At 37.5% G+C, this 22562-nt stretch carries 26 protein-coding genes; 9 read left to right on the forward strand and 17 right to left on the reverse strand.

The window, feature by feature from the left end:
• The first annotated feature begins 9 nt into the window (after positions 1-9).
• Positions 10-1080: a sulfate/molybdate ABC transporter ATP-binding protein gene (locus ACIQZA_RS10680; RefSeq protein WP_402881477.1), complete on the forward strand. Its 1071-nt coding sequence runs from the start codon at positions 10-12 to the stop codon at positions 1078-1080.
• Positions 1081-1121: 41 nt separating this feature from the next.
• On the opposite strand, the gene cysI is transcribed toward ACIQZA_RS10680, so the two are convergent.
• The 7 genes from cysI to ACIQZA_RS10715 all read right to left on the reverse strand — a co-directional run bounded on the left by cysI (position 1122) and on the right by ACIQZA_RS10715 (position 9053).
• Positions 1122-2843, reverse strand: a complete 1722-nt coding sequence (gene cysI, locus ACIQZA_RS10685; protein ID WP_402881480.1) for an assimilatory sulfite reductase (NADPH) hemoprotein subunit — start codon at positions 2841-2843, stop codon at positions 1122-1124.
• An 87-nt stretch (positions 2844-2930) separates the two neighbouring features.
• On the reverse strand, positions 2931-4715 hold the full coding sequence (locus ACIQZA_RS10690) for an assimilatory sulfite reductase (NADPH) flavoprotein subunit (RefSeq protein ID WP_400938704.1): 1785 nt from the start codon (positions 4713-4715) through the stop codon (positions 2931-2933).
• Positions 4716-4846: 131 nt separating this feature from the next.
• Entirely contained in the window at positions 4847-4996 is a 150-nt protein-coding gene (locus ACIQZA_RS10695; protein ID WP_400938706.1) for a YezD family protein, read from the reverse strand.
• The gene (locus ACIQZA_RS10700) at positions 4996-5736 is read right to left on the reverse strand and encodes a sirohydrochlorin chelatase (protein WP_400938708.1); all 741 of its coding nucleotides are present in this window, start codon (positions 5734-5736) and stop codon (positions 4996-4998) included. The genes ACIQZA_RS10695 and ACIQZA_RS10700 overlap by 1 nt, the downstream gene beginning before the upstream one ends.
• Before the next feature lie 12 nt (positions 5737-5748).
• Positions 5749-6525 carry a uroporphyrinogen-III C-methyltransferase gene (cobA, locus tag ACIQZA_RS10705; RefSeq protein ID WP_400938709.1) on the reverse strand — a complete coding sequence of 259 codons (777 nt, stop codon included), beginning with the start codon at positions 6523-6525 and terminating at the stop codon, positions 5749-5751.
• Positions 6526-7257: 732 nt separating this feature from the next.
• Positions 7258-7476 (reverse strand): hypothetical protein, encoded by a 219-nt coding sequence (locus ACIQZA_RS10710; protein WP_400938711.1) that lies wholly within the window; start codon positions 7474-7476, stop codon positions 7258-7260.
• 68 nt (positions 7477-7544) lie between these two features.
• The gene (locus tag ACIQZA_RS10715; RefSeq protein ID WP_402881483.1) at positions 7545-9053 is read right to left on the reverse strand and encodes a leucyl aminopeptidase; all 1509 of its coding nucleotides are present in this window, start codon (positions 9051-9053) and stop codon (positions 7545-7547) included.
• A gap of 115 nt (positions 9054-9168) precedes the next feature.
• On the opposite strand from ACIQZA_RS10715, the gene ACIQZA_RS10720 reads away from it, so the two are divergent.
• Positions 9169-9651 (forward strand): divergent PAP2 family protein, encoded by a 483-nt coding sequence (locus ACIQZA_RS10720; RefSeq protein WP_132361740.1) that lies wholly within the window; start codon positions 9169-9171, stop codon positions 9649-9651.
• Positions 9652-10121: 470 nt separating this feature from the next.
• On the opposite strand, the gene ACIQZA_RS10725 is transcribed toward ACIQZA_RS10720, so the two are convergent.
• The 4 genes from ACIQZA_RS10725 to ACIQZA_RS10740 form a co-directional block, all read right to left on the reverse strand.
• Positions 10122-10451: a YuiB family protein gene (locus ACIQZA_RS10725; RefSeq protein ID WP_132361742.1), complete on the reverse strand. Its 330-nt coding sequence runs from the start codon at positions 10449-10451 to the stop codon at positions 10122-10124.
• A 319-nt stretch (positions 10452-10770) separates the two neighbouring features.
• Positions 10771-12564 carry a carbon starvation CstA family protein gene (locus ACIQZA_RS10730; protein WP_142510551.1) on the reverse strand — a complete coding sequence of 598 codons (1794 nt, stop codon included), beginning with the start codon at positions 12562-12564 and terminating at the stop codon, positions 10771-10773.
• Positions 12565-12683: 119 nt separating this feature from the next.
• Positions 12684-13124 carry a LytS/YhcK type 5TM receptor domain-containing protein gene (locus tag ACIQZA_RS10735; protein ID WP_400938720.1) on the reverse strand — a complete coding sequence of 147 codons (441 nt, stop codon included), beginning with the start codon at positions 13122-13124 and terminating at the stop codon, positions 12684-12686.
• Between the two features lie 20 nt (positions 13125-13144).
• On the reverse strand, positions 13145-13642 hold the full coding sequence (locus tag ACIQZA_RS10740) for an NUDIX hydrolase (RefSeq protein WP_402881486.1): 498 nt from the start codon (positions 13640-13642) through the stop codon (positions 13145-13147).
• Between the two features lie 177 nt (positions 13643-13819).
• On the opposite strand from ACIQZA_RS10740, the gene ACIQZA_RS10745 reads away from it, so the two are divergent.
• Positions 13820-14371, forward strand: a complete 552-nt coding sequence (locus tag ACIQZA_RS10745) for a hypothetical protein (RefSeq protein WP_402881489.1) — start codon at positions 13820-13822, stop codon at positions 14369-14371.
• Between the two features lie 161 nt (positions 14372-14532).
• Here ACIQZA_RS10745 and ACIQZA_RS10750 read toward each other — a convergent pair whose 3' ends face one another.
• Positions 14533-14976: a MarR family winged helix-turn-helix transcriptional regulator gene (locus ACIQZA_RS10750; RefSeq protein ID WP_400938726.1), complete on the reverse strand. Its 444-nt coding sequence runs from the start codon at positions 14974-14976 to the stop codon at positions 14533-14535.
• A gap of 144 nt (positions 14977-15120) precedes the next feature.
• Here ACIQZA_RS10750 and ACIQZA_RS10755 point away from each other — a divergent pair, with 144 nt between their 5' ends.
• The 3 genes from ACIQZA_RS10755 (at position 15121) to ACIQZA_RS10765 (ending at position 17321) form a co-directional block, all read left to right on the forward strand.
• Positions 15121-15612 (forward strand): CarD family transcriptional regulator, encoded by a 492-nt coding sequence (locus ACIQZA_RS10755; RefSeq protein ID WP_400938728.1) that lies wholly within the window; start codon positions 15121-15123, stop codon positions 15610-15612.
• 900 nt (positions 15613-16512) lie between these two features.
• A complete protein-coding gene (locus ACIQZA_RS10760) occupies positions 16513-16890 on the forward strand; it encodes a hypothetical protein (protein WP_400938730.1) in 378 nt (125 codons plus the stop codon).
• A 218-nt stretch (positions 16891-17108) separates the two neighbouring features.
• Positions 17109-17321 carry a hypothetical protein gene (locus tag ACIQZA_RS10765; protein WP_400938732.1) on the forward strand — a complete coding sequence of 71 codons (213 nt, stop codon included), beginning with the start codon at positions 17109-17111 and terminating at the stop codon, positions 17319-17321.
• Between the two features lie 140 nt (positions 17322-17461).
• Here ACIQZA_RS10765 and ACIQZA_RS10770 read toward each other — a convergent pair whose 3' ends face one another.
• Entirely contained in the window at positions 17462-17833 is a 372-nt protein-coding gene (locus tag ACIQZA_RS10770; RefSeq protein ID WP_142510557.1) for a HesB/IscA family protein, read from the reverse strand.
• 185 nt (positions 17834-18018) lie between these two features.
• Between ACIQZA_RS10770 and ACIQZA_RS10775 the strand changes: the two genes are divergently transcribed.
• Positions 18019-18711, forward strand: a complete 693-nt coding sequence (locus ACIQZA_RS10775) for a DUF2225 domain-containing protein (RefSeq protein WP_400938735.1) — start codon at positions 18019-18021, stop codon at positions 18709-18711.
• A gap of 50 nt (positions 18712-18761) precedes the next feature.
• On the opposite strand, the gene ACIQZA_RS10780 is transcribed toward ACIQZA_RS10775, so the two are convergent.
• The gene (locus tag ACIQZA_RS10780) at positions 18762-18998 is read right to left on the reverse strand and encodes a NifU family protein (protein ID WP_010857481.1); all 237 of its coding nucleotides are present in this window, start codon (positions 18996-18998) and stop codon (positions 18762-18764) included.
• Positions 18999-19081: 83 nt separating this feature from the next.
• Between ACIQZA_RS10780 and ACIQZA_RS10785 the strand changes: the two genes are divergently transcribed.
• Complete coding sequence (locus ACIQZA_RS10785; protein ID WP_400938738.1) at positions 19082-19417, forward strand: YuzD family protein; 336 nt, start codon at positions 19082-19084, stop codon at positions 19415-19417.
• 70 nt (positions 19418-19487) lie between these two features.
• Here the strand turns inward: ACIQZA_RS10785 and ACIQZA_RS10790 are convergent, their stop codons facing one another.
• Entirely contained in the window at positions 19488-20552 is a 1065-nt protein-coding gene (locus ACIQZA_RS10790) for an NAD(P)/FAD-dependent oxidoreductase (protein ID WP_402881493.1), read from the reverse strand.
• A 357-nt stretch (positions 20553-20909) separates the two neighbouring features.
• Here ACIQZA_RS10790 and ACIQZA_RS10795 point away from each other — a divergent pair, with 357 nt between their 5' ends.
• Complete coding sequence (locus tag ACIQZA_RS10795; RefSeq protein WP_142510561.1) at positions 20910-21146, forward strand: YuzB family protein; 237 nt, start codon at positions 20910-20912, stop codon at positions 21144-21146.
• Between the two features lie 126 nt (positions 21147-21272).
• Here ACIQZA_RS10795 and ACIQZA_RS10800 read toward each other — a convergent pair whose 3' ends face one another.
• Entirely contained in the window at positions 21273-22034 is a 762-nt protein-coding gene (locus ACIQZA_RS10800; protein ID WP_400938743.1) for a TIGR01457 family HAD-type hydrolase, read from the reverse strand.
• Positions 22031-22483 carry a DUF86 domain-containing protein gene (locus ACIQZA_RS10805; protein WP_400938745.1) on the reverse strand — a complete coding sequence of 151 codons (453 nt, stop codon included), beginning with the start codon at positions 22481-22483 and terminating at the stop codon, positions 22031-22033. The genes ACIQZA_RS10800 and ACIQZA_RS10805 overlap by 4 nt, the downstream gene beginning before the upstream one ends.
• Positions 22484-22562: the final 79 nt, after the last annotated feature.

The raw sequence follows: 22562 nt of genomic DNA on the forward strand, positions 1-22562 counted from the left end.
ATTGTCAGCATGAGCATTCAAATTAAAAATGTATCTAAAAAATTCGGTTCCTTTCAAGCTTTAGAAAATGTTTCACTTCATATTCAATCAGGGGAACTGGTTGCCCTTCTCGGCCCATCCGGTTCTGGCAAAACTTCCTTACTACGCGTTATTGCTGGGCTTGAAACGTCAGATGTTGGCGAGATTTTATTTGATGGTCAATCGATGATAAATCGCCATCCAAAGGAGCGAAATGTAGGCTTTGTATTCCAGCATTATGCCCTTTTTCGCCATATGACAGTTTTTGATAATGTCGCTTACGGTCTTAAAGTACGCCCCCGTAAAACAAGACCGTCTAAATTAGAAATAAAGAACAAAGTGACGAAGCTTCTACGACTCGTCAAACTAGATAATTTTTCTGATCGTTACCCAACTCAGCTTTCAGGTGGGCAACGTCAGCGTGTTGCACTTGCTAGAGCTCTCGCAGTGGAGCCCAAGGTGCTTCTATTAGATGAACCTTTTGGAGCACTGGATGCTAAGGTACGCAAGGAATTGCGTCGTTGGCTACGAAAGCTTCACGATGATTTTCATATTACTAGCATTTTTGTCACACACGATCAGGAAGAGGCACTTGATGTTGCAGACCAAATTGTCGTAATGAACAACGGCAAGATAGAGCAAATTGGTAGTCCAGACGACGTATACACAAATCCAAAGAGTCCTTTTGTTTATGATTTTTTAGGTAATGTGAATCTCTTTAAAGGACGGTTACAAAATGGTATGCTCCTGCATGGTGAATTTGCGATTGATGTACCTGGCGTACTAGAACATACAGTGGATCATGCAGTAGGCTATGTACGTCCCCATGATATTCATATTGAGAAAACTAACAAATCTGGCACCGTCCCCGTCAAAGTTAGCCATATTCATTTGCTCGGACCTATCGTGCAGATTGAGCTGCGTCGTGAAGATATAGATGAATTTTTAGAGGCAGAACTGACTAAGGAACAATTTACTAACCTTCAGCTTAAGGTTGGTGACCATGTATTTGTCAAACCAAAGCAATTAAAAGTCTTTATCCCAGAGGACTTTTCCATTTAAAAAAGCCGTGTAGCAAATTTCTTTGCTACATGGCTATTATTTTATTTATGATGAAAATCTCGTCCGTCGTAAACAGCTGTTACATAACCCGCACGAATAACAAAATCACCGAAATGCTCGCCCTCTAGACGTTCCTTCGCATAGTGTAGAAGGATTAGACGAAGCTCCTTCAATATTTCCTCCTCACCTATATTTTCACGGTATATTTTATTGAGACGATCACCTGTAAAGCTTGCTCCTAAATACATATTATATTTCCCTGGACCTTTACCGATAAAGCCAATTTCAGCCATTGCTGCGCGAGAACAACCATTCGGACAGCCTGACATGCGAATAACAATTTCTGTATCATTTAAGCCTGCTTCATCGATGATTGTTTCAATTTTTGTAATAAGGGAAGGCAGGTAACGCTCTGCTTCTGCCATGGCTAAACCACATGTTGGTAACGATACGCAAGCAATCGAATTACGACGCAATGCAGAATAGTGTGCACCATCTGTAAGCTTGTATTGCTCAATAATAGCAGCGATTTTTTTCTTCTTTTGCGGCGTTACATTACTAATCATTAAATTTTGGTTTGGCGTTAAGCGGAAATCACCTGTATGCACCTTCGCAATTTCTCGTAATCCTGTTAGTAGTTCATAATTTTCAAAGTCCTTAATACGACCATTTTGAATAAATAATGTATAATGCCATTGGCCATCTGCACCTTTAACCCAGCCAAACTCATCACCTGTACGATGAAAGGTAAATGGACGCGCCTCCTGAAAACCCCAGCCTAGACGACGTGTTAGTTCTTCGTTAAACCATTCAAGTCCTCTAGCGTCAATTGTATATTTAAAACGTGCATTTTTACGCACCGAACGATTCCCATAATCACGCTGAATCGTAATAATTTTCTCCGCTGTTTCCAATAGTTTATCAGGTGTTATAAAGCCAATTATACGTGCAAGCTGTGGGTATGTTTCATGATCGCCATGTGTCATGCCCATCCCTCCGCCAACTGCTACGTTAAAGCCTATTAGCTTACCTTCCTCAACAATTACAATTAACCCTATATCTTGTGAGAATACGTCTACATCATTACTTGGTGGAACAGCAATACCAATTTTAAATTTACGTGGCAAATATTGCGCACCGTATATAGGTTCAATTTCTTCATCTTGAGTGTCAACTACCTTTTCACCATCTAGCCATAGTTCATGGTAAGCCCTTGTTCTAGGTAGTAAATGCTCACTTAATTTTGCAGACCAATTATAGACTTCCTCATGTAATGCGGATTGGTTGGGATTCACATTACACATGACATTACGATTCACATCTCCGCAGGCAGCAAGAGAATCTAGTAACACCTCATTAATTTCCTGCATATATTTTTTGACGTTCCATTTTAAAATGCCGTGCACTTGGAATGCCTGACGTGTCGTTAATTTTAAGGAGCCGTTACCATACTTTCTCGCCATTTCATCCATTACTAGCCATTGTGCTGGAGTAGCTGCTCCGCCCGGTGTACGTACACGCACCATAAATTGATAGGCAGGCTCAAGCTTTTGACGCTGACGTTCATTACGAAGATCTCGATCATCTTGTAAATAACTACCATGGAACTTCATTAGACGATTATCATCCTCTGGAATACCTGAGCTTAATGGATTGTTCATCGTACGCTCTAATGTTCCGCGTAGATAATTACTGTCGGTTTTAATACGTTCTACATCACTAGGCTTCCCTGGTTGTGGGGGTAAAATTATTTTTTCTGTCATTTGTTATCGCTCCTTTAATCAATTATGCCTCGGCATAATTGTAGCTGTCACTTCACTTTCGCTACATAAAACACTTGCCGAAAGAAGTTAATAAACGTCACGTTGGTAGCGTTTCTGTCGTTTTAGCTCTTGGACAAAGGCTTTAGCTTCCTCTGGCGTTTTTTGTCCCTGTTGTTCAATAACGCGAAGTATTGTTGCATCAACATCAGCAGCCATCGATTTTTTATCGCCACAGACATAAATGACAGCCCCTTGCTCTAGCCATTCATAAAAGGCGACAGCATTTTCCTCGATTTTATGTTGAACATATATTTTTCTATCTGTATCACGTGAAAAGGCGACATGCATTTGACTGAGCGTGCCTGAAGCAAGCCAACGCTGCCAATCCGTTTGATAAAGGAAGTCCGTGACAAAATGTTGATCACCCAAAATTAGCCACGCTTTTCCTTCGATGCCTAATTCCTCACGCTCCTCTAAAAATGCACGATACGGGGCTACGCCTGTGCCAGCACCAATCATAATAATCGGTGTGTCCTTATGCTCTGGTAGTCTAAAGTTCGGATTTTTATGAACATAAATCGGTAGTGTATCTCCAATTTGAATACGTTCCGCTACACTTCCGGAGCAAACACCAAGACGTTGTCGTCCATTCGTCTCATAGCTTACTTTCCCAATTGTTAAATGTACTTCTTCACTATTTGCCTTCTGACTACTAGCAATGGAATATAGACGTGCTGGAATTTTACGTAGTAAATCTACAAATTGCTGCGCATCCCATATAAATGGTGCAAAGTCTTGCACAACGTCAAGTAAGTCTCTTCCCTTTGCATAGTCCTTCCATGAATTAGAGTCTTCAAGTAGCTTTGCAAATTCATGATGGACCGTATAGGCACCAATTTTTTTTAACAACGGCTTTGATAGTACAGTAATTTCTAGCTTTTTTTGTAATGCATCCTTTAATGGTAGCGTTTCTTCGAAGACGGTTACATCAGTTTGTGGATCAAACTGTAACGCTGTGATTAAAGCATCTACTAGCTTTTTATCATTATCTGGTTGAATACCGATGCTATCTCCTGGTTCGAAATGGAAACTCGCACCTTCGATGGATAATTCAATATGACGTGTTTCTTTATTTGATTCGCGGCCGTTTAAATTAATGTTTTCAAGTACTTCTGCATAAAACGGATTTTTACGAGAATATGTAGTGCCTCCTTGTACTGTCTGATTTTGTGAAGTCGTAGCAGCTATATCGGTCTGTTGCAACAACGCCTGCTGAACAGCAAAGAACCATTGTGCAGCCGCGTCATCATAATCTACATCACAATCTGTGCGAGGAACGATTAAAGTTGCCCCCAATTTTGCAAGCTGCTCATCAAAATCCTTTCCTGTTTTACAGAAAAATTCATAAGAACTATCTCCTAAGGCCAATACAGAATAATGAAGATGCTCTAACTTAGGAGCACGCTTACTATGCAGAAAATCGTAGAACTGTATCGCTTGATCAGGCGGATCCCCTTCCCCATGCGTGCTAACAATGAGCAAAAGATTCGCTACCTTTTTCAAATTATTTGGTTTAAACGTTGCTAACGATGAAATGGTTACGTCGACATCGTTATCTTCCAAAGCTGAGGCATATTTTTCAGCTAACCCCTGGCTATTGCCTGTTTGTGAACCATATAAAATCGTCACGGTCTTAGTGCTTGTTTTTACTATCGGCGTTGCTTTTTCGACAACAGAATCAATAGTTGCTAGTGGTGCGCTTAAATAGCCGTTTAACCAAATCCTCTGTTCTCCTGTTAGTTTAGGAAGCAGCTCATTTAACAGCTTTACCTGCTCCTCATTAAATGGACTATTTACTACTTGTAGTTTCAATCTTGCCACCTCACGTTTTAGTATCAATTTCTAATCTTGATTATTTGTTTGAATTTGGTTGCGTTTCACAACTATTTTCAAGGTCATTTGCTGATGATTTATCACCATACGATTACCGAGAAAAGTTAAAATTATCGAAGTCGTATTTTTTCCTTCTTTTCAATTTGAACCACATAGGAATTTTGCACAATTAATGTAATCGATCCGTGGTTTACAGTATTTAAAATTTGGCGGATATTATCTAATGCTAGATTTACATTTTCGGTCCTTTTATCTACCATTACAAAACACCTTCCTTAGTAATTTTTAATAATTGACAAATACGTTCCACTAAAACTTCCCTTACATTGTCGTCATAGCCTAAACTTTCACATAAAATAACGTTCTTATTCTCATACTCTTGTAATTGCCTTGCTATACTTTGGCGCAAAATCCCAGTAAATAACAAATACGGCACTATAAACACTGGATGGATCCTATTCTTTTCTTGTTGTATCCAATCTTCAAACGTAGGACCCATTCCATATAAAAAGCATGTGTCTACTGCTTCATAGGCATATTTATCACGCAATCTTGTTGCAATTTTATCTAAATCACTCTTTACTGCAGGATCACTACTCCCACGACCTATAAGTAAAACACTTGCATCGTTAGTAGGGCACCTTGCTTCTAAAATTCTAGTCTGTAGTGTATCAATTAATAATTCATGGACACCAAGTGGTTCACCGTATGTAAATCGCACTTGTGGATGCTGTTTTTTCGCTTTATCAATCTCACTTGGAATATCGTGCTTTGCATGCTGAGCAGCAAGCAATAAAATAGGCACGATCGCTATAGCTGTAGCCCCTCTGTTAATACAGCTTGCTATTCCATCTGCAATCGTCGGCGTCGCAAGCTCTAAAAAACAAATTTCTTGAATCGGTATTTCAATGTCCTGTTGTACACTCTTAAGAAAGATTTTTGCTTGCTCCACGCCTGCCTTTACTCTACTTCCATGAGCGACATATAAAATAGCTTGCATGAATCCACATCCTTACACAGAAGCTTCCACTAGATGTGGCTGCGGAATGTTTTGCTCAAACCATTGAATTGTTTCCCTCAAAGCAACAACTTTTCCTACTACAATTATGCTTGGATTTTGGATATTTTCACGCTGTACTAGTTCTTCAATATTAGCTAAAGTTCCTGTAACTGTTTTTTGTTGTGAAAATGTACCCCAATGGATGAGTGCTATCGGTGTTTCTTTATCACGTCCATACTTGAGTAGCTGTTGACGGATATAGGGAAGGTTACCGACCCCCATATATATAGCAATCGTATCGATTCCTTTTGCCAGACTTTCCCATTGAATAGTATCATCCTTGCCCTCTCTCATATGCCCAGTGACCACTGCAAAACTTGAGCTTAAGTCACGATGTGTAACAGGAATCCCTGCATAAGCAGGCGCTGCTATCCCAGAAGTAATGCCAGGCACAATTTCAAATGGAATATTATGCTGAGCTAGCACCTCTGCTTCCTCAGCCCCCCTTCCAAAAACGAATGGGTCGCCTCCCTTTAATCTTGTTACAATCAATCCTTGCTCTGCATAGCTGACAAGTGATTGATTAATTTGCTCTTGGATCATAGCGTGCCGCTGAGGCAGCTTACCACAAAAGATAAGCTTAGCCTCTCGTTTAGCATAGGATAGTAGATTCTTATTTATGAGTCTGTCATATAGGATGACATCAGCACATTCGATACATCGTAATCCTTTTACCGTGATAAGATCCACATCGCCAGGACCTGCACCCACTATAAAAACTTTTCCCATTTGATTTCACTCCCTCTTTTCTCTTGCTTGAGATAGAAAAAAGAGACTCAAATTATCCATAGGCAAAGCAATGCCTGTGAATAATAAGAGCCTCTAGTTTACTAGTCAGCTACGTATTTAATTCTTAGTAATATAATAAGAATAATAAATAATATAGTATATTCTGTCAATACATTATTTAGTGCCTAAAAAATGATTTTTATTTAATTTTACTTAATCAATTATGCCTCGGCATAATTGCGTCCAGAATCGGCTTTGTGCTTAGGCCTGCAGATGTTTTCTGTGCGAAAGCGAAGCGGCAGCAACAGATGTTTTTTGTGCGCTAGCGAAGCGACAGCAACAGATGTTTTTTGTGCGAAAGCGAAGCGGCAGCAACAAATGTTTTCTGTGCGAAAGCGAAGCGGCAGCAACAAGTGTTTTCTGTGCGAAAGCGAAGCGGCAGCAACAAGTGTTTTCTGCGCGCAAGCGAAGCGACAGCAACAACATAATGTTGGTCACTCAGTCGTTGCTACAGGACGTGACGTTCTTAGTAAGTTCCTATATTTCAGCCGATGTTTTTGACACCTGCTGAAAAGTGACTTAAAACCGCGTTCAACCCACCACCTATAGAAGTGGGAGACTTCTGTACCTGTCACTTCGCTTTCGCTACTTAACACTTGCTAAAAGAAGTTAAAGAAAAAACCAGGTGTCACTTGCTGACATCTGGTTTTTTTGAGATCTATGTTGTTTGAATTAAAATCTACGAGGCCCTCTAAATGGCCCTCTAAATGGTGGACCCGGTCTGAAAAACGGTGGTCTGAAAAACGGCGGTCCGAAAAATGGTGGTCCGAAAAATGGTGGTCCGAAAAACGGCGGTCCGAAAAACGGCGGTCCGAAAAACGGCGGAAATGGTCGGAAAAACGGCCCACCTACTGGCATAAAGCCTCCTGGAAAACCTCCGAAGAATGTCATAAGCTTCCTCCCTTTTTTTACTCTATCTTATGTAGGAGAATGCATTTATCACATGTCTATTGCCTATTCTATTTTTCTTCTCCTAAACGTTGCACAAAGTTTGCTAGTGTACGTACCATTACTCCTGTACCACCTTTTGGGCCTAAGTCATGTACAGCAATAGCATCTGATGTTCCTGCAATATCTAAGTGAATCCATGGTGTATCACCAACGAACTCCCCAACGAAGCCTCCTCCAAAAATCATGTGTCCATCACGACCAGGAGAGTTATTTAAATCAGCGACGTCTGATTTACGAATTCGTTTTTTATCATTTTCTGTTAAAGGCATGCGCCACACAAATTCATCAGTCTCCTGTGCAGCTTCCATGAAAGCAGCAAAGAATTCATCATCATTAGAAAGGGCACCTGTTTTATCCATACCTAGTGCTGTAATTACTCCACCTGTTAACGTTGCAACATCAATCAAGGCAGTAGCTCCTTGTTGTTTAGCATATGTTGTAGCGTCTGCTAATACTAAACGTCCTTCCGCATCGGTATTTAAAACTTCTACCGTTTTACCGCTATATGTCGTAATGACATCATCTGGCTTAAATGCTGTGCCGGATACCATATTATCAGTAGAACCAATAACTGCAACGACATTTTTATTAGGGCGTAATTCACCGATGATTTTCATGGCACCTAGCACGGCTGCCGCACCGCCCATATCGCCCTTCATGCCTACCATTGAATCTTTTGGCTTTAAGGAATAACCACCTGTATCATATGTAACTCCTTTGCCGACAAGGCCAATTGGATCGTCAAAGTCTTCAGTCGCTTTATATTTTAACGTGATTAAACGAGGTTCTTCACGAGAGCCCTGATTGACACATAAAACACCACCCATACCAAGCTCTTCCATTTGTGCTTTATCTAAAATTTCTACTTCGAAATCGTACTCGACCGCAAGGGACTCTGCGTAATTGGCTAAGTCTATCGCTGTCAGTAAGTTTGGTGGTAAATTAATTAAACTACGTGCTTCATTTACTGCATTTGCATAAATAGCACCAACCTCAAAGCTTGCCACCACTTCATCTAAATCATTAGCAGTAGTTACAAGGTGAACAGCGTCAATACGTTTCTCTACTTCATTTGATGTTGTTTTGTAATGAGGAATTGAATAATATCCAAGACCTGTTCCTTCACCAGCTAAAAAGGCAACATCTGTTACAGTAATCGACTCTGTCGTAAACGACTCAAGCCAAATCGAATATTCTTTAACCTTTAAAGCTCTTAGTTCCTTGCCAAGCATTCCAAATGCTGCACGAATATCACCTTCAGTTAAATTTTTACGCTCATCCAAACCAACGAATAAAATACGTTTAAGAGTTGTATGGTCTTTTAAGAATGGCAATTTCGTCATTTTTTTAAGCTCAGTAGTTACATCCCCTGCACTAATCCACATATCAAGGGATTCTCCATAAAATGATGAAAAGCTTGCCCAATCCTGCATTTGCTCACGATGTTTAGTGACTCCCACTACTAACACTTCAGTAGAAATCGTTTCAAATGTTTTTGCTTCTTTTACAATATGCATGTTAAATTCCTCCATTCACTAATTCTATTATACCTAAGTTTCAGAAAACGCGTTATATTTAGCTTTTAGAAAATAATGAATGTTATAATAAAAGTAATTATAAGTGAAGGTTGTGATGATTATGAGTTTACTTCAAAATACCCCTTTACTCGTTGCCCTTTTTGCAGTTCTCTTTGCACAGTTTGTAAAAATTCCTATTCATTTTTTTATGACAAGAAAGATTAACTGGGGATTATTTACTTCCACCGGAGGAATGCCTAGCTCCCACTCTGCTTCCGTAACAGGACTAACAACATCTATTGCTTATGAAACAGGATTAGATTCCCCCATTTTTGCCGTAGCCGCTATGTTTTCATTTATCGTCATGTATGATGCGAGTGGAGTACGCTTTCAGGCAGGTCAGCATGCAGCTGTATTAAATCAACTGCGTAAAGACTTTCAAACTTTACTTCATGATTTAAAAAAATGGCCACAAATGGATGGGCAAGAAAAAATGGAAGAGCTAAAAACATTGCTAGGCCATAAACGGAGTGAGGTATTTTTCGGGGCATTAACCGGCATTTTTATCGCCATCATCACATACCAGTTTATTTTGTGAAGACAGACACATCCTCATGTTGAGGCTGTGTTTTTTTATATCGGAACACTTTTGTGATTTATCGGAAACATAAAAAAATCAGTATTCTTCTCTTCATAGAAAGAAGAATACTGAAATAAGATCAATTATGCCTCGGCATAATTTCGTCTGGAATCGGCTTTGTGCTAAGGCCTGCGTGATGCAGGTCAGTTAGCCGTTATCGCATGGATGCGATCGTTTTAGGCATTCCGTGACATCCGCCGGAGGCTTTAGGCCATCAGATGTTTTTTGCGCGAAAGCGTAGTGCTAACGCAGCGTCAGCAAAGTGTTTTGTATGTGCGAAAGCGAAGCGTCAGCAGCAGCACGATGTTGGTCACTCAGTCGTTGACAGGATGTGGCGTTCTTAGACTGAGTTCCTCTATTTCAGCTAATGTTTGGACATCTGTACCTGTCGCTACGCTTTCGGTACAAAAGAAACCTGCTGAAAGAAGTTAAAACATTCGATAACCACTTTTACGCAAATAAATCATGACAATCCCCGCAACAATTGAACCGGCAAAGCCACCAGATAAGATAGAAATATCTACAAACTGCAGTGCTTGCAACTTATCTAAAAGTGCTGGAAATGCGGAACCTGGCTTGAAAATATAATCTAAAAAGCTTACATCATCGATAATAAAGATAACAACAATTGGATACACAATTGCCATTAACCAAGTCATTCGCAGTAGCATATTCAATAAAAATCCAATACCAAAGAACATGACGAAAAATAACAAAATTGAAATAATTAACTGTACTAATGAAACTGGACCATCCATGTATGTATAACCTCCGTTTTCCTCTCATTAGTTTACATGATTACTACAACGCTTTCAATGAACATATCCTTGATTTCGCTTGTTCGTCATATTTAGGGATTATGACCATAACGTGTGGTTAATTTCCGTTCCGACTGATGCTTCGCTTTCGCGCAGAGCAAAGCTTCTTGGGGCGTCCAGCCTCCACTCCAATCAACTTATAAATAACATACATTTCAACAAATCATCCGCTATTTTTGATGATGAACCATCATTAAGAAATAAAAGAAACTATTGAAAACTAGTATACGACTAATTTTCAATAGTTTCTCTCTTTTCATTATGAAGCAGTTTGTGATAATAAATACTTTGATGACTTCCAAAGCTTTGCCCATTTTTTAAAAGCAGCTATCACAATTATTAAGCCTAAAATTAACATAATAACAGACAATACACCATTTAACATATTGTATCCAGCAGCCGCTGTATTCCAATAAACATTTTTAATCATCCAAAGGCCAGCTACATTTACAGTGACATATAAATAGGCCAATGGAATAAAGCAAGTTAAGGCGTAGATTCGTTTATCTGCAACTTTTAAGACTATTGTTACACCACATACTAAACCGATTGTTGCCATCAACTGATTCGAAACGCCAAATAATACCCAAATCGAACTGATATCTCCTGAATACAATAAATAGCCCCACATAAAGCATGCAAGTGCACTTGCAAAGATTGTACCTGGAAGCCAATTTGTACGCTTCAGTGGCTTGTAGACATTGCCGCCAAAATCTTGAATTAAATAGCGCGCTACACGTGTCCCAGCATCAATAGCCGTTAAAATAAAGACCGCCTCAAACATGATAACGAATTGATAGAAATAAGAAGACAATTCGGCAAACCAAGGAATCCCCGTGAAAATATCAGTCATTCCAACTGCTAGCGTTACAGCTCCACCTGTGCGTCCTTCTAAGTCCATCCCAATACTTTCGGCTAATGCATGTAAATGTACCGGTTCCATTCCTAATGTAGCAAAGACTGCAGGAGCTGAATTTATCGCAAAATAATCTGCAGGATGTAGAGCCGTTGCTGCGATTAAAGCCATTACACCTACTAAAGATTCTACGAGCATAGCACCAAAACCAACGATACGAATATCTTCCCAGCGATCAATCATTTTTGGAGTTGTCCCAGAGCCTACAAACGCATGGAAGCCAGAAATAGCCCCACAGGCAATTGTAATGGAGACGAATGGCCATACTGGACCAGCAATTACTGGACCACCACCATGAATAAACTCTGTAATTGGTGGAAATTGAATGATTGGGTTCACGAAAAAGACCCCAATGATTAACGCAATAAATACGCCAATTTTCATGAAACTACTTAAATAATCACGCGGGGCTAATAAGAGCCATACAGGTAATGCCGCCGCAAAGAATGCATAGATAGGTAGAATAATCGATAAGGTATTACGGTCAAACGTTAAAAAATCACCAAATGCTGTCCCTTGAATCATCGGTCCAACAAATACACCGATCATTAACAAAATAAAGCCAACTGTTGACGTAACAATTAAATTTCCTGTTTTACGATAAGCAATACCAACAAGCATCGCTATTGGAATCGTAATCCCTACTGCAAAAGTTCCCCACGGATTTCGCTCCAACGCACCAAGGACAACCATCGATAGCCCGGCCATTGTAATTGTAATAATGAAAAGCATGGCAAGGCCTGTACAAAATCCTGCAACAGGTCCTAATTCCTTCTTCATTACCTCTGATAACGACTTTCCTCCATGGCGCATAGAAGCGAATAACACTACCGCATCATGTACTGCACCACCGATTACTGCACCAATTAACAACCAAAGAAGCCCTGGCAAATATCCAAATTGTGCAGCTAAAATAGGTCCAACTAACGGTCCAGCTGCTGCAATCGCTGCAAAATGATGACCAAATGTTACCCACTTATTCGTCGGAACATAGTCTTTACCATCCTCCATAGCGTGTGCTGGGGTGGGCGTATCATCTTTTATCTTAAGTACCTTCTTTGTGAAAAATATGCCATACAAACGATAGCTAATCATCAGTACACAAATGGAACCTATTACAATTGTAATAGCATTCATGTTATCACTCCTTTTTACGTTTTCCACATCATAGCATATAAATTGATAGATTATTCGTAAAATTCGCTAAAATGTCAGAATTTTAAGTTGAAAGGGTGTTTTCTACTGTTGAAATGCAGCTATTTTGATAGCTGGAAAATCTTGCGCACATCCTTCATATAAAGCCTGCTAACAAGCATCGAATCTCTATTATGCAAAATCAACTTGTATTTAGAATTACTCCAAGGCTCCAATAATCCCCACGCTAACACCAACAAGTGGTCCACCAAAATACCAGCAATCGTTACGCCAATTAGCCTCGTATTCGCAATAGCTTCCTCTGCATTTATAGTGCTATGTATCATTTGATTTAAAGGATTGATAGACCCACCTTCGATCTTTATCCCTGTATAGCTGCTAACTATACTTAAAGCACTAAAAATAATAATAAGCCAAACATTTTCCTTAACCCCTTGATCCTGAAATAACACTCCTCGAAAGAGCCGCCATCTTGACATTAAAAAGGCAAACACAATGATTAGTCCTACTCGCTCTAACATAAACAAAAATAGTTCCATCATAGGTCCCATCCTTTGTCACATTATTTTTTAAAGAACAATTTATAAGAGGAATAGCCAAAGACATCTCCTGGGTTAATGCCTACAATCCCCTCTAATTGGTGCTTTTCAAATTGGTTGGACGCCATTTCTTTTAACATCACTGATGTCATTTCATCCTGAACGAGCTCCTTTGGATACATCCATTCCGCTGCTAATAATTCATTTTCCTGAATGCAAATCTGCTGCTGCTCATCCTTCATCCGACAATAAAATATCGCCATGTTATCACTAATGTCACCGCGAATCACACCCGTTCGAAAACCAATTAAACCTGATACGTGGCAATCGATACCCGTTTCTTCTTTTAATTCGCGAACAACCGCTTCATCTACGGTTTCACCAGCATTGACAAAACCAGCTGGCAATGACCATCTTCCCTTTAATCCACTATAAGCCTTTTTAACAACTAACCATTGACCTAACGGATTTACTGTTACCCCTGCAACACCTAACCAAACTTTTCCTCTATCTTTTTTCATAAGCTTCACTCCTATAGCACTATTATAACGACCAATTCTCCATATATAGAAGTATTAAATCAGAATATTATGATTGCTTCATACTCCCAATCATAAATACACACTGGTTCCAATTTTGTAAATATGTTACACTTTTTAGTAAAGGGAGTATTCACTCTATTTATAGGGAGGCGTTTTATGTTAAACGAAATATCACCTAATGCAAAACTTTTTATTATAGCGATAGTGTTACTCTTACTATTGCCCTTCATCGTTTTCTTGTTGCCATTAACCATTTCCCAAACGTTTTATTTTAGCAGAGATAATATCGTGCTGATTACTCCAACAAGCAACTTCACTATGCTTTTCCTAGCAATTGCGTTCATTATTTTAACGTTGATCATGCTTGGTTTCAAACGAAATAAATACACCTATTTGATTACACTTATAGTCATCGTGAGCAGTCTAGTTTTAGGCTATTTTTCTCTTTTAAGTTATACCGCTATACAAAAAACACAAATTGTTTTCAAAGAATTTCATCATCAAACTACATATGAATGGCAGGATATTAAGGAAGTCATTTATGAGTATGAAATAGGTGCGGCAGGCACTTATTCTTTCCAAACGAAAAATAACGAAAAGTTTGCCATTAAAGAAAACGGACAATTTGGCTTAGATGAAAAAAGCGCCATTTACAATTTAGTAAATGACAATGGCGCTACATTCGTAGAGCGCGAGAAGGTAAAGTAACGATTATTTTGAACACCTGCTGAAGGAGGTTATAAAAGCCACTTTCGAGTAGAACGAAAGTGGCTTTTGGAATTTTTCAATGTAGCCCACATGCTAAGATAGTACCCTACCTTTTTATGTTATAAGCTGTTCAAACATTTTCCGTACCTAAACTACGAAAATTATGCTTCCAACTGCTTCATATCCCAATTAAGCTTTAATATATTTTTTAATCGGATGACCTGATCTTCTCCAATTGTATTGACCAGTTGTTTTTCTATTTCTGCTTTACAAAATTGATTTTTTTCAAAACAATCTTCACCAAATTCAGTCATACGAATAGCTTTATGTTTTTTACTGTGTTCGACACTCGTAATTGTCACCAACCCTTTAACTTCCAAACTCTTTATTATTTTATGGGTTGCTTGTCTTGAAAATTTAACATTTTTAGCTACATCTGAAATCGTAAGTTGTTTTTTATAAATCATGCCCAAAATATACCATTCCGAATTTGAAATATATATATCGTTATGCTTATTCCACTTCTCTTCTGCAAGTCTTCGAAGTAGTTCATGACGTTCGCTCAATAAATCAATGACATCTCGATTCTGCAATTCGTCCTTCAACTAGTTCACCTTCATTTCCTATTTTTCGTTATTAATATACAAAAAACAACATCAATCGTCAACCAAGTTGACAAAAATCTTTAAATTGCTTACAATTAATTTAGTCAACTTAGTTGACAATATAGTTTGTTGGAGGGGATATACATGTACAACATTGGCGATGTAGTTATTTACTCATCACATGGACTTTGTTCTATTGAAGATATTTGTGAACAAACCTTTAACGACATTACTAAATCTTATTACGTTTTACAACCACTAAATGAACCACAATTAATCATTCGTACCCCTATTGACAATTCCAAAAAACAGCTTAGAGATGTTATTAAAAAAGAAGAAGCCCTCAGTATTTTACATTCATTCACATCACCCGGTGTGGAATGGATTGAACAAAATACACATCGAATGAGATTTCATTTAGAAATCATTAAATCTGGCAATCGCCAAAAACAAGCAAAGCTGTTAAACACATTGCTACGAAAAAAGCTCGAATATAAGACCAATGAAAAAAAATTCCCTAACCAGGAAGAAAAATTATTGCAATCTTTACAAGATACTATCTTTTCGGAATTTTCAATAGCTCTTAATAAACCATCCGATGAAATTTATGATTATGTTTTAACACAGCTTCACTAGTTGTGAATTATCGGTACAGTAATAAGGCCACGATAAAAAATAATCGTGGCCTTATTCTTATTTAAAAAGAAATATAAAAAGGTTCTGCCCCATAGTTTAAGCAAAGTAATAGTTCATGTTTAAAATCTTCATTTTCAATTAATATTAAAGCCTCTTCAACATCAAAAAACCGACCTCTATACTTTCACAACTCATTTGTAATTCACCTCCAATTAGAAGTTCCTAACAACCATTCGCATACATTACTTTCCAGTTAACAAAATTGTTTATCTTTGAGAAAATAATTGTAATACATAAAGATTTCGAGGTAGTAATTATTTGAAGAAAAATATTTTTACAAGCATTTTGTATATCCTAGTTTTTGTAGGTATGATCATCACATTATTTTTTGTATATAAGGATATTGATAATTTATTTTTAGCTAAATTTGTATTTGGTTATTTAATTTTTCTTGTTTTATTCCTTATTTATATAGTAACCGTATCTATAATAAATTTAAGAAAATTGGATAAGATGGATAAAAGAAAACGGTTCTTTAAACTTATTATTATGACTATTCTAATTAGTTGTTGTAATTTTATTTTTTACTATTTAAGAGAACCATCCAAAATAACTTTTTACAATATTGTACTTTCACCATTAGTTATATCACTCATTTTAATTTTATCGGATTTACCATTCTTATCGAAAAATAAAAAATATTATTGAACTAACAGGATCTTTAAAATTGGGGCTTGTATTGATGAGTGATTCTCAGATTTACGAGTCCTTTTCTTATGCCCAATTTAACCCAACACATAGCTTTATGACTTACTGCACATTTACCATTTCAATACCAATGAATAATATTCCATGTTATAATTTTGAAGAAAATTAATATTAGTTTAAAAGGAGTACAAAATGATGTTTAAAGACCCTTGGAATCCTACGCAAAAAGAGATAAAAAAATGGGCATATAGTGATGAAATGGAACCTGTGCAAGATTGGGAACTCGCTATCTATAAAATCGAAAATATACCAATGATTTGTACATTTGTTGAGGATGAGCAATGTGAACATACTTCTTATTTCCTTAATACTTTATATGTTTTCACTGGAGATATGGTTCGGGTAGGTAGAGATATTCAAAAGCTATCTCAATTACTAGATACGATTGAAAATACAACCAAATCAAAAGAACTTAAATTGTGGATCGAACGTTCTCAACTTCTCATTGAATATCCGGAATACTATGATAGCTCTTATTGGGGTCTTTGTTCAAAGTTTGTTTATGAATGATCACAAATTTTAATATAGCCATAAAAGATAGGACTTGCATCTAGGATTGATTTTCATCCCTGCCAAGTTCTTTTGTTTTCTTCTAACAGCACACAGGATTGCTTCTAAGAGGTTTCTTCAATTATTCTTGTAAGCTAAATCTGTTTTGACCTTATCTTTTTTCCCTGTGGTAACGGTCAATCTCATCTGTTGCACGTTATATATGGGGAGGTAGTAATTTGATTATTTTTGCGTTTATTATCGTTTACTTCATGCCTATACTCGGGATCATTTTTTGTTTAAATCTTGTCAGCATTTTAACTAAAATTAAGAAGGATGAAAAGACAACGAAGAATACATTTTGGCTTACACTTTCATATCTATGGGAACTATTATGGAGTAAGACGAAATTGCCAACTCCATCGCCTATCAAACTAGAGGCTTGTGGTTAGGAGATTTCTTCTCCATTGCTACCTACAGCTTATATTTCATCTTTTTCAAGAACATACAAAAAAGCCTTTTCAATTCGTTATGTTTTCCAACATACAAATTAAAAAGGCTTGGTATCTACACACATTTAGACAATTTATTTCTAATCACAAATCTCAGGCGTACCTTCACGTTTCGCCGCTTTAAAGCTTGTGCCACAGCCGCAAGATGCGATTGCATTTGGATTATCGATGGTGAAGCCTCCGCCCATTAGCGATTGCTTATAGTCAATTTTTGTCCCTATTAAAATCGGCGCATCTTCACGGGAAACAAGAATTGTTAAACCATGTTGTATATCTTCAAAATCATCTTCTTTTTTCTCTTTATCAAAATGCATACCGTATGATAGGCCACTGCAGCCGCCACCATTAACAACTACACGTAAAAACGAACTTTGCTCTTCATTGTGCTCCATCATTTCATTAATATGAAAGACAGCCGCTTCAGTAACTTCAATTACTTGCTTACTTGTCATCCCAATCACCTTCCTTCTTACTTATTATCATATCAATTTTGACTATTGTATGACAAACATTCAGCTTCAAAAGGGTTTTTAGTAAAAATTCTAATATTTTTCACATTTTTAGTATTTTTTATCCATTTCTATAAAACCTTCATTGGTATAATAGTTATAATAAGTCGATGAAAGAGGTATAAAATATGGAGATTTCACCTTATTACGTAAAAAAAATTCAATGTCTTAATTGCAAAAAAGAATTTCCAACATTAAAAGTACGCTCTAAATTCATTAAAGTAGATCATACAGAAACAGATTTTCATCCTATTTATGCAGACGGTGTAAATGCCCTTTATTATAATGTATTTGTTTGTGAGCATTGCGGATTTTCATTTACAGAGGACTTTTCAAAATATTTTTCTCCTGGCACGCAAGATGATATTCGCGCGCAAATTACAGAAAAATGGGTACACCATGATTTTAAGGGCGAACGCACTGTATTCCAAGCAATACAAGCATATAAATTAGCCTTCCTTTGCGGTACGATTAAAAAAGAAAAATTTGTTGCTATAGCTGGGCTTACATTACGTCTTGCATGGCTATATCGTTCACTAAAAAACGAAGGCCAAGAGCAACGCTTTATGACAATGGCCCGAGATTACTATATGGATTCTTATTCAACTGAGGATTACAGCTCAACGCAAATGTCAGATATACGCATTATGTATATGATTGCCGAACTATCACGACGTGTAGGTGATTTAGAAAATGCTACACGCTTCTTTTCAAAGGTCATTGAAAAGCAAAGTATTGGCGGAGAAGCGAAGATCGTAGATATGGCTAAGGAACAATGGGCAATTATTCGAGAAGAAAAAGAACATGCCCGCCAAGTTTAAGAAAAAAAGTTCTAGTCTGAATACATCAGCTAGAACTTTTTTTAGTCGTTTTAGAATACTTGCTCTACTTCAATAATACCTGGTACTTCTTCTAATAATGCGCGCTCGATACCAGCTTTAAGTGTAATTGTTGAACTTGGGCAACTACCACATGCACCTAATAAACGTAATTTTACAATGCCGTCTTCTACATCTACTAATTCACAGTCTCCACCGTCACGTAGTAAGAATGGGCGTAATTTATCTAATACCTCTTGAACTTGATCGTTAATTGTTGCTTCTGCCATTTGTCTCGACTCCTTTCCTTATAATGATTATAATGTTAGCAACAGAAAAAATCCAATATTGAATCACGAGGAGTGGAAATGAAATGAGTCAAACGAAACCACTGATTGAAATTTACGGAACAGCGATAATTTGCGCAAGTTGTGTCAATGCGCCATCTTCAAAGGATACATATGAGTGGCTACAAGCAGCCATAGATCGAAAATATCCAAACCAAGGATATGATATTCGCTATATCGATATCGAGGGACCAATTGAGAATGAGCGCGATCAAGATTATGCTACACGCATTCAAGAAGATGAATTTTTTTATCCACTTGTCCTTATAAATAATGAAGTAGTGGGCGAAGGCTATGTGCAATTAAAGCCTGTATTTACTGCACTTGAAAATTTAGGTTTCGTTCCTGACGAAACTGTTTAAAAGAAATAAAAGGAATTGTTTCAAAAGTAAATTTTGAAACAATTCCTTTTTATAAAGATCAACGAACTAATTAGTCATTTTGACGTTTGTAGTACCATAATAATCCTGATTTCATTAAGCGTGCGATACGTCCTGTTACTGTTGTATCTGCTAAGTAAACGAAGCCTTGTTTTTTACCAAGAGCTCCCATGAATCCTTTTAATTTAATATCAGGCATTTTCTCAGGTAAGTTTTCGCCTTTCCAACGCATGCGAAGTACTTTGACGATTTGTTCTGCTTGTTCCTCCGCTAACTGCGCAGTTGGAGGTAATTCTGAAGCAGCACAGTCACCTACAACATATACATGCTCATCATCAAGAAGATTGAAATATTGTGTGACAAGCGGACGTCCTTGTTTATCTTTCTCAACTTCTAAATCACGAACAATTTTGACAGGCTGTACACCAGCAGTCCAAACTACAGAATCGAGTGCAATTTCATCTTCGTGATTGTAAATTTTACCTTGATCAATTTTTGTAATATTTGAATTGGCAATGACTTCGACATTATGTTTTACGAACCAGTCTTTTACATATTTGCTTAGCTTTTCTGGGAAGTCCTTCAGAATACGAGGACCACGGTCGAATAGCTTTATTTTCAAATCTGATCGGCTTTCACGTAACTCACTTGCAAGCTCAATACCACTTAAGCCAGCTCCTACAATTCCGACTGTAGAGCCTGCTGGTAAACCACAAAGTGCTTGGAATGTTGAACGTGATTTCGCCATTGTCTGAATGCTATATGTGTACTCCTCTGCACCTGGTACACCGTGATATTTATCCTCACAGCCAAGACCAATTACTAAATCATCATAGTCAATACGTTGTCCATCTTCTAGAATGACTACTTTTTCCGCACGATTAATTTCAACAACTTCTCCATATACAGCCGATAAACGTTCATGCTCTGGAAAGCTTACTCGAATTTCTTTATCTGTTGCAGTCCCTGCTGCTAATGCGTAAAATTCTGTTTTTAAACTATGGAAAGGGGCTCTGTCTACTAGCACGATTTCTGTGTCTAATGGAACATTTGGTAATAATCGAAGCATCAGACGCATATTGCCGTAGCCGCCACCTAAAAGTACTAATTTTCCCATAATAGTCTCCTTTTATATCTCTTGTATTAATTGTTCACAAAGTATCCACAAATGAGTATAACTGATTGTGAGAAGTTTCACAATATCAGAATGCAATTTTGTGAAAGATTTCACAAAATACATGCTAACTTGCTTTTTTCGAACGATTTTTGTATCATTTGAGATCCGATAAATTGTCGCTATTGTTCGAATTTTCCTTGAATATCGTTTTCTTCTCTTCACTTTTGTAAAGGGAATTTACATCATTTGGCGTGCGCACAACTTTATCACTTAGTATCTGCTTTTATATCATGATCAACTCAAATCATTGACGAATGTTTTAAAAGCGAGTAGCATTACTTTGGTGAGGTGACATGTATGAATCCAATGGTTGAATTTTGTATAAGTAATTTAGCAAACGGCTCCCAAAAAACTTATGAAATATTAGAGCGTGATCCGAACATCGACGTTTTGGAATATGGCTGTCTTAGTTACTGTACAAAATGTTCAGAATCATTTTATGCAATCGTCAATGGTGAACTAGTTGAGGCTGATTCTCCTGAAGCGTTGACGAATGCCATTTATCAATTTATCGAAGAAAATCCGTTATGGTAATGAAGGCGTAATACCTCATTCATATAATGATGAAACACTTACTCTAAATTTGAACATATAAAAAGGATGTTATGCCAAAAAAATCGACATAAGCATCCTTTTTTTATGTTTGAACTATTCATTCAATTATGCCTCGGCAATTAAAGCTTCTACTACATAGGTAGGTTGCTGCTCCTTCTCAAGTACAACCTTTGTTGGTGTAACACCCGTATTTACATGGATTGTGTCACAGCCATAACGAATTCCACACATAATATCTGTGTCGTAATTATCGCCAATCATCACCATTTCATCTTTCTTAAAGTCATGCTCTGTTGCAATGACTTCAAGCATTGCAGGTGATGGTTTACCGATATAGATTGGCTCAACGTCTGCAACCTCACCTACTAATCGGGCAAACGACCCATTACCTGGCAAAAAACCATGTTCTGTCGGGAATTTAATATCTTGATTCGTTGCTATAAACGTCGCACCATTTTGCACAGCAATTGTAGCCTTCGCAAGTGCCATATAATCTAGATTTCGATCAATTCCCATAACAAATACCTCTGGCTCATCCTCAGTTGGTTCAATGCCTTCATTAAATAACGCTTTACGAATACCATCAGAACCTAGCATGGCTACTTTTTTGCCAGGGAAATTCAAGGCTACATATTTTGCAGTAACTAATGCACTAGAGTAAATATGTTCTAACGGTGCATTCACACCTATAGCGCTTAAAGCTTCCTGCAGTTGCTCTCTTGTCTTAGAAGAATTGTTTGTTACGTAAAATGGCTCGATTCCTATTTGTTGTAACCGATGAATAAAAGTAATCGCAGAAGGAATGCCATCCTTTCCACGGTACACTGTACCATCTAAATCAAAACAATATGCCTTGTAGGTTTTCATTGGTGATCCTCTGGTAAAAATGCTGAAACAGGGCCGAGTTCATTTGTTAAATAACTATTCACAGCTGGTGAGAATTGCTTTAATGCTGGTAAAGTCGTTGTTAACACATTAACAACTTCCTGAACATCTACATTTGTGAATTCACGAACAAGCATTTTACGTAAACCAACTACTACTTTTAACGGTGCTTCCATTTCAGTAGATACGACTTTTTCATCGATTAAAATATCAATAATATCCTCATAGCTTCCTGGATCACGCATAATGAAACCGTCAATCATTAAATTTCCTACATCCATCATTGACTCCATCACATTGTGACCAATTCGCTCGATTGCTAATTTCTTCATATCGTTTTCTAGCCAGCTATCTTCTGACTCTAAAATTGCTAATAGTCTATCTAAGTACTGTAAGTTTTTTGTGATTTTATTACGATCTACAAAATACACAAGGAAAGCCCCCATTCAAATCTTTAAAAGTTGATAGTCATTTCTCTTCTATAGTACCATATCTATAGGACTGGAAGGA

The sequence above is a fragment of the Lysinibacillus sp. NPDC096382 genome, assembly GCF_044762845.1.
GTDB lineage: Bacteria > Bacillota > Bacilli > Bacillales_A > Planococcaceae > Lysinibacillus.

What these genes read in the sequence shown, in the direction of transcription:
- ACIQZA_RS10780 (WP_010857481.1), bottom strand. Translation starts at nt 18,998, where the DNA reads ATGGCAGAAGCAACAATTAACGATCAAGTTCAAGAGGTATTAGATAAA.
- ACIQZA_RS10775 (WP_400938735.1), top strand. Translation starts at nt 18,019, where the DNA reads ATGGAGATTTCACCTTATTACGTAAAAAAAATTCAATGTCTTAATTGC.
- ACIQZA_RS10710 (WP_400938711.1), bottom strand. Translation starts at nt 7,476, where the DNA reads ATGACATTCTTCGGAGGTTTTCCAGGAGGCTTTATGCCAGTAGGTGGG.
- ACIQZA_RS10720 (WP_132361740.1), top strand. Translation starts at nt 9,169, where the DNA reads ATGATTATGAGTTTACTTCAAAATACCCCTTTACTCGTTGCCCTTTTT.
- ACIQZA_RS10760 (WP_400938730.1), top strand. Translation starts at nt 16,513, where the DNA reads ATGATGTTTAAAGACCCTTGGAATCCTACGCAAAAAGAGATAAAAAAA.
- ACIQZA_RS10740 (WP_402881486.1), bottom strand. Translation starts at nt 13,642, where the DNA reads ATGAAAAAAGATAGAGGAAAAGTTTGGTTAGGTGTTGCAGGGGTAACA.
- ACIQZA_RS10695 (WP_400938706.1), bottom strand. Translation starts at nt 4,996, where the DNA reads ATGGTAGATAAAAGGACCGAAAATGTAAATCTAGCATTAGATAATATC.
- ACIQZA_RS10725 (WP_132361742.1), bottom strand. Translation starts at nt 10,451, where the DNA reads ATGGATGGTCCAGTTTCATTAGTACAGTTAATTATTTCAATTTTGTTA.
- ACIQZA_RS10730 (WP_142510551.1), bottom strand. Translation starts at nt 12,564, where the DNA reads ATGAATGCTATTACAATTGTAATAGGTTCCATTTGTGTACTGATGATT.
- cobA (WP_400938709.1), bottom strand. Translation starts at nt 6,525, where the DNA reads ATGGGAAAAGTTTTTATAGTGGGTGCAGGTCCTGGCGATGTGGATCTT.
- ACIQZA_RS10745 (WP_402881489.1), top strand. Translation starts at nt 13,820, where the DNA reads ATGTTAAACGAAATATCACCTAATGCAAAACTTTTTATTATAGCGATA.
- ACIQZA_RS10680 (WP_402881477.1), top strand. Translation starts at nt 10, where the DNA reads ATGAGCATTCAAATTAAAAATGTATCTAAAAAATTCGGTTCCTTTCAA.
- ACIQZA_RS10770 (WP_142510557.1), bottom strand. Translation starts at nt 17,833, where the DNA reads ATGACAAGTAAGCAAGTAATTGAAGTTACTGAAGCGGCTGTCTTTCAT.
- ACIQZA_RS10785 (WP_400938738.1), top strand. Translation starts at nt 19,082, where the DNA reads ATGAGTCAAACGAAACCACTGATTGAAATTTACGGAACAGCGATAATT.
- cysI (WP_402881480.1), bottom strand. Translation starts at nt 2,843, where the DNA reads ATGACAGAAAAAATAATTTTACCCCCACAACCAGGGAAGCCTAGTGAT.
- ACIQZA_RS10715 (WP_402881483.1), bottom strand. Translation starts at nt 9,053, where the DNA reads ATGCATATTGTAAAAGAAGCAAAAACATTTGAAACGATTTCTACTGAA.
- ACIQZA_RS10735 (WP_400938720.1), bottom strand. Translation starts at nt 13,124, where the DNA reads ATGATGGAACTATTTTTGTTTATGTTAGAGCGAGTAGGACTAATCATT.
- ACIQZA_RS10795 (WP_142510561.1), top strand. Translation starts at nt 20,910, where the DNA reads ATGAATCCAATGGTTGAATTTTGTATAAGTAATTTAGCAAACGGCTCC.
- ACIQZA_RS10790 (WP_402881493.1), bottom strand. Translation starts at nt 20,552, where the DNA reads ATGGGAAAATTAGTACTTTTAGGTGGCGGCTACGGCAATATGCGTCTG.
- ACIQZA_RS10700 (WP_400938708.1), bottom strand. Translation starts at nt 5,736, where the DNA reads ATGCAAGCTATTTTATATGTCGCTCATGGAAGTAGAGTAAAGGCAGGC.
- ACIQZA_RS10800 (WP_400938743.1), bottom strand. Translation starts at nt 22,034, where the DNA reads ATGAAAACCTACAAGGCATATTGTTTTGATTTAGATGGTACAGTGTAC.
- ACIQZA_RS10755 (WP_400938728.1), top strand. Translation starts at nt 15,121, where the DNA reads ATGTACAACATTGGCGATGTAGTTATTTACTCATCACATGGACTTTGT.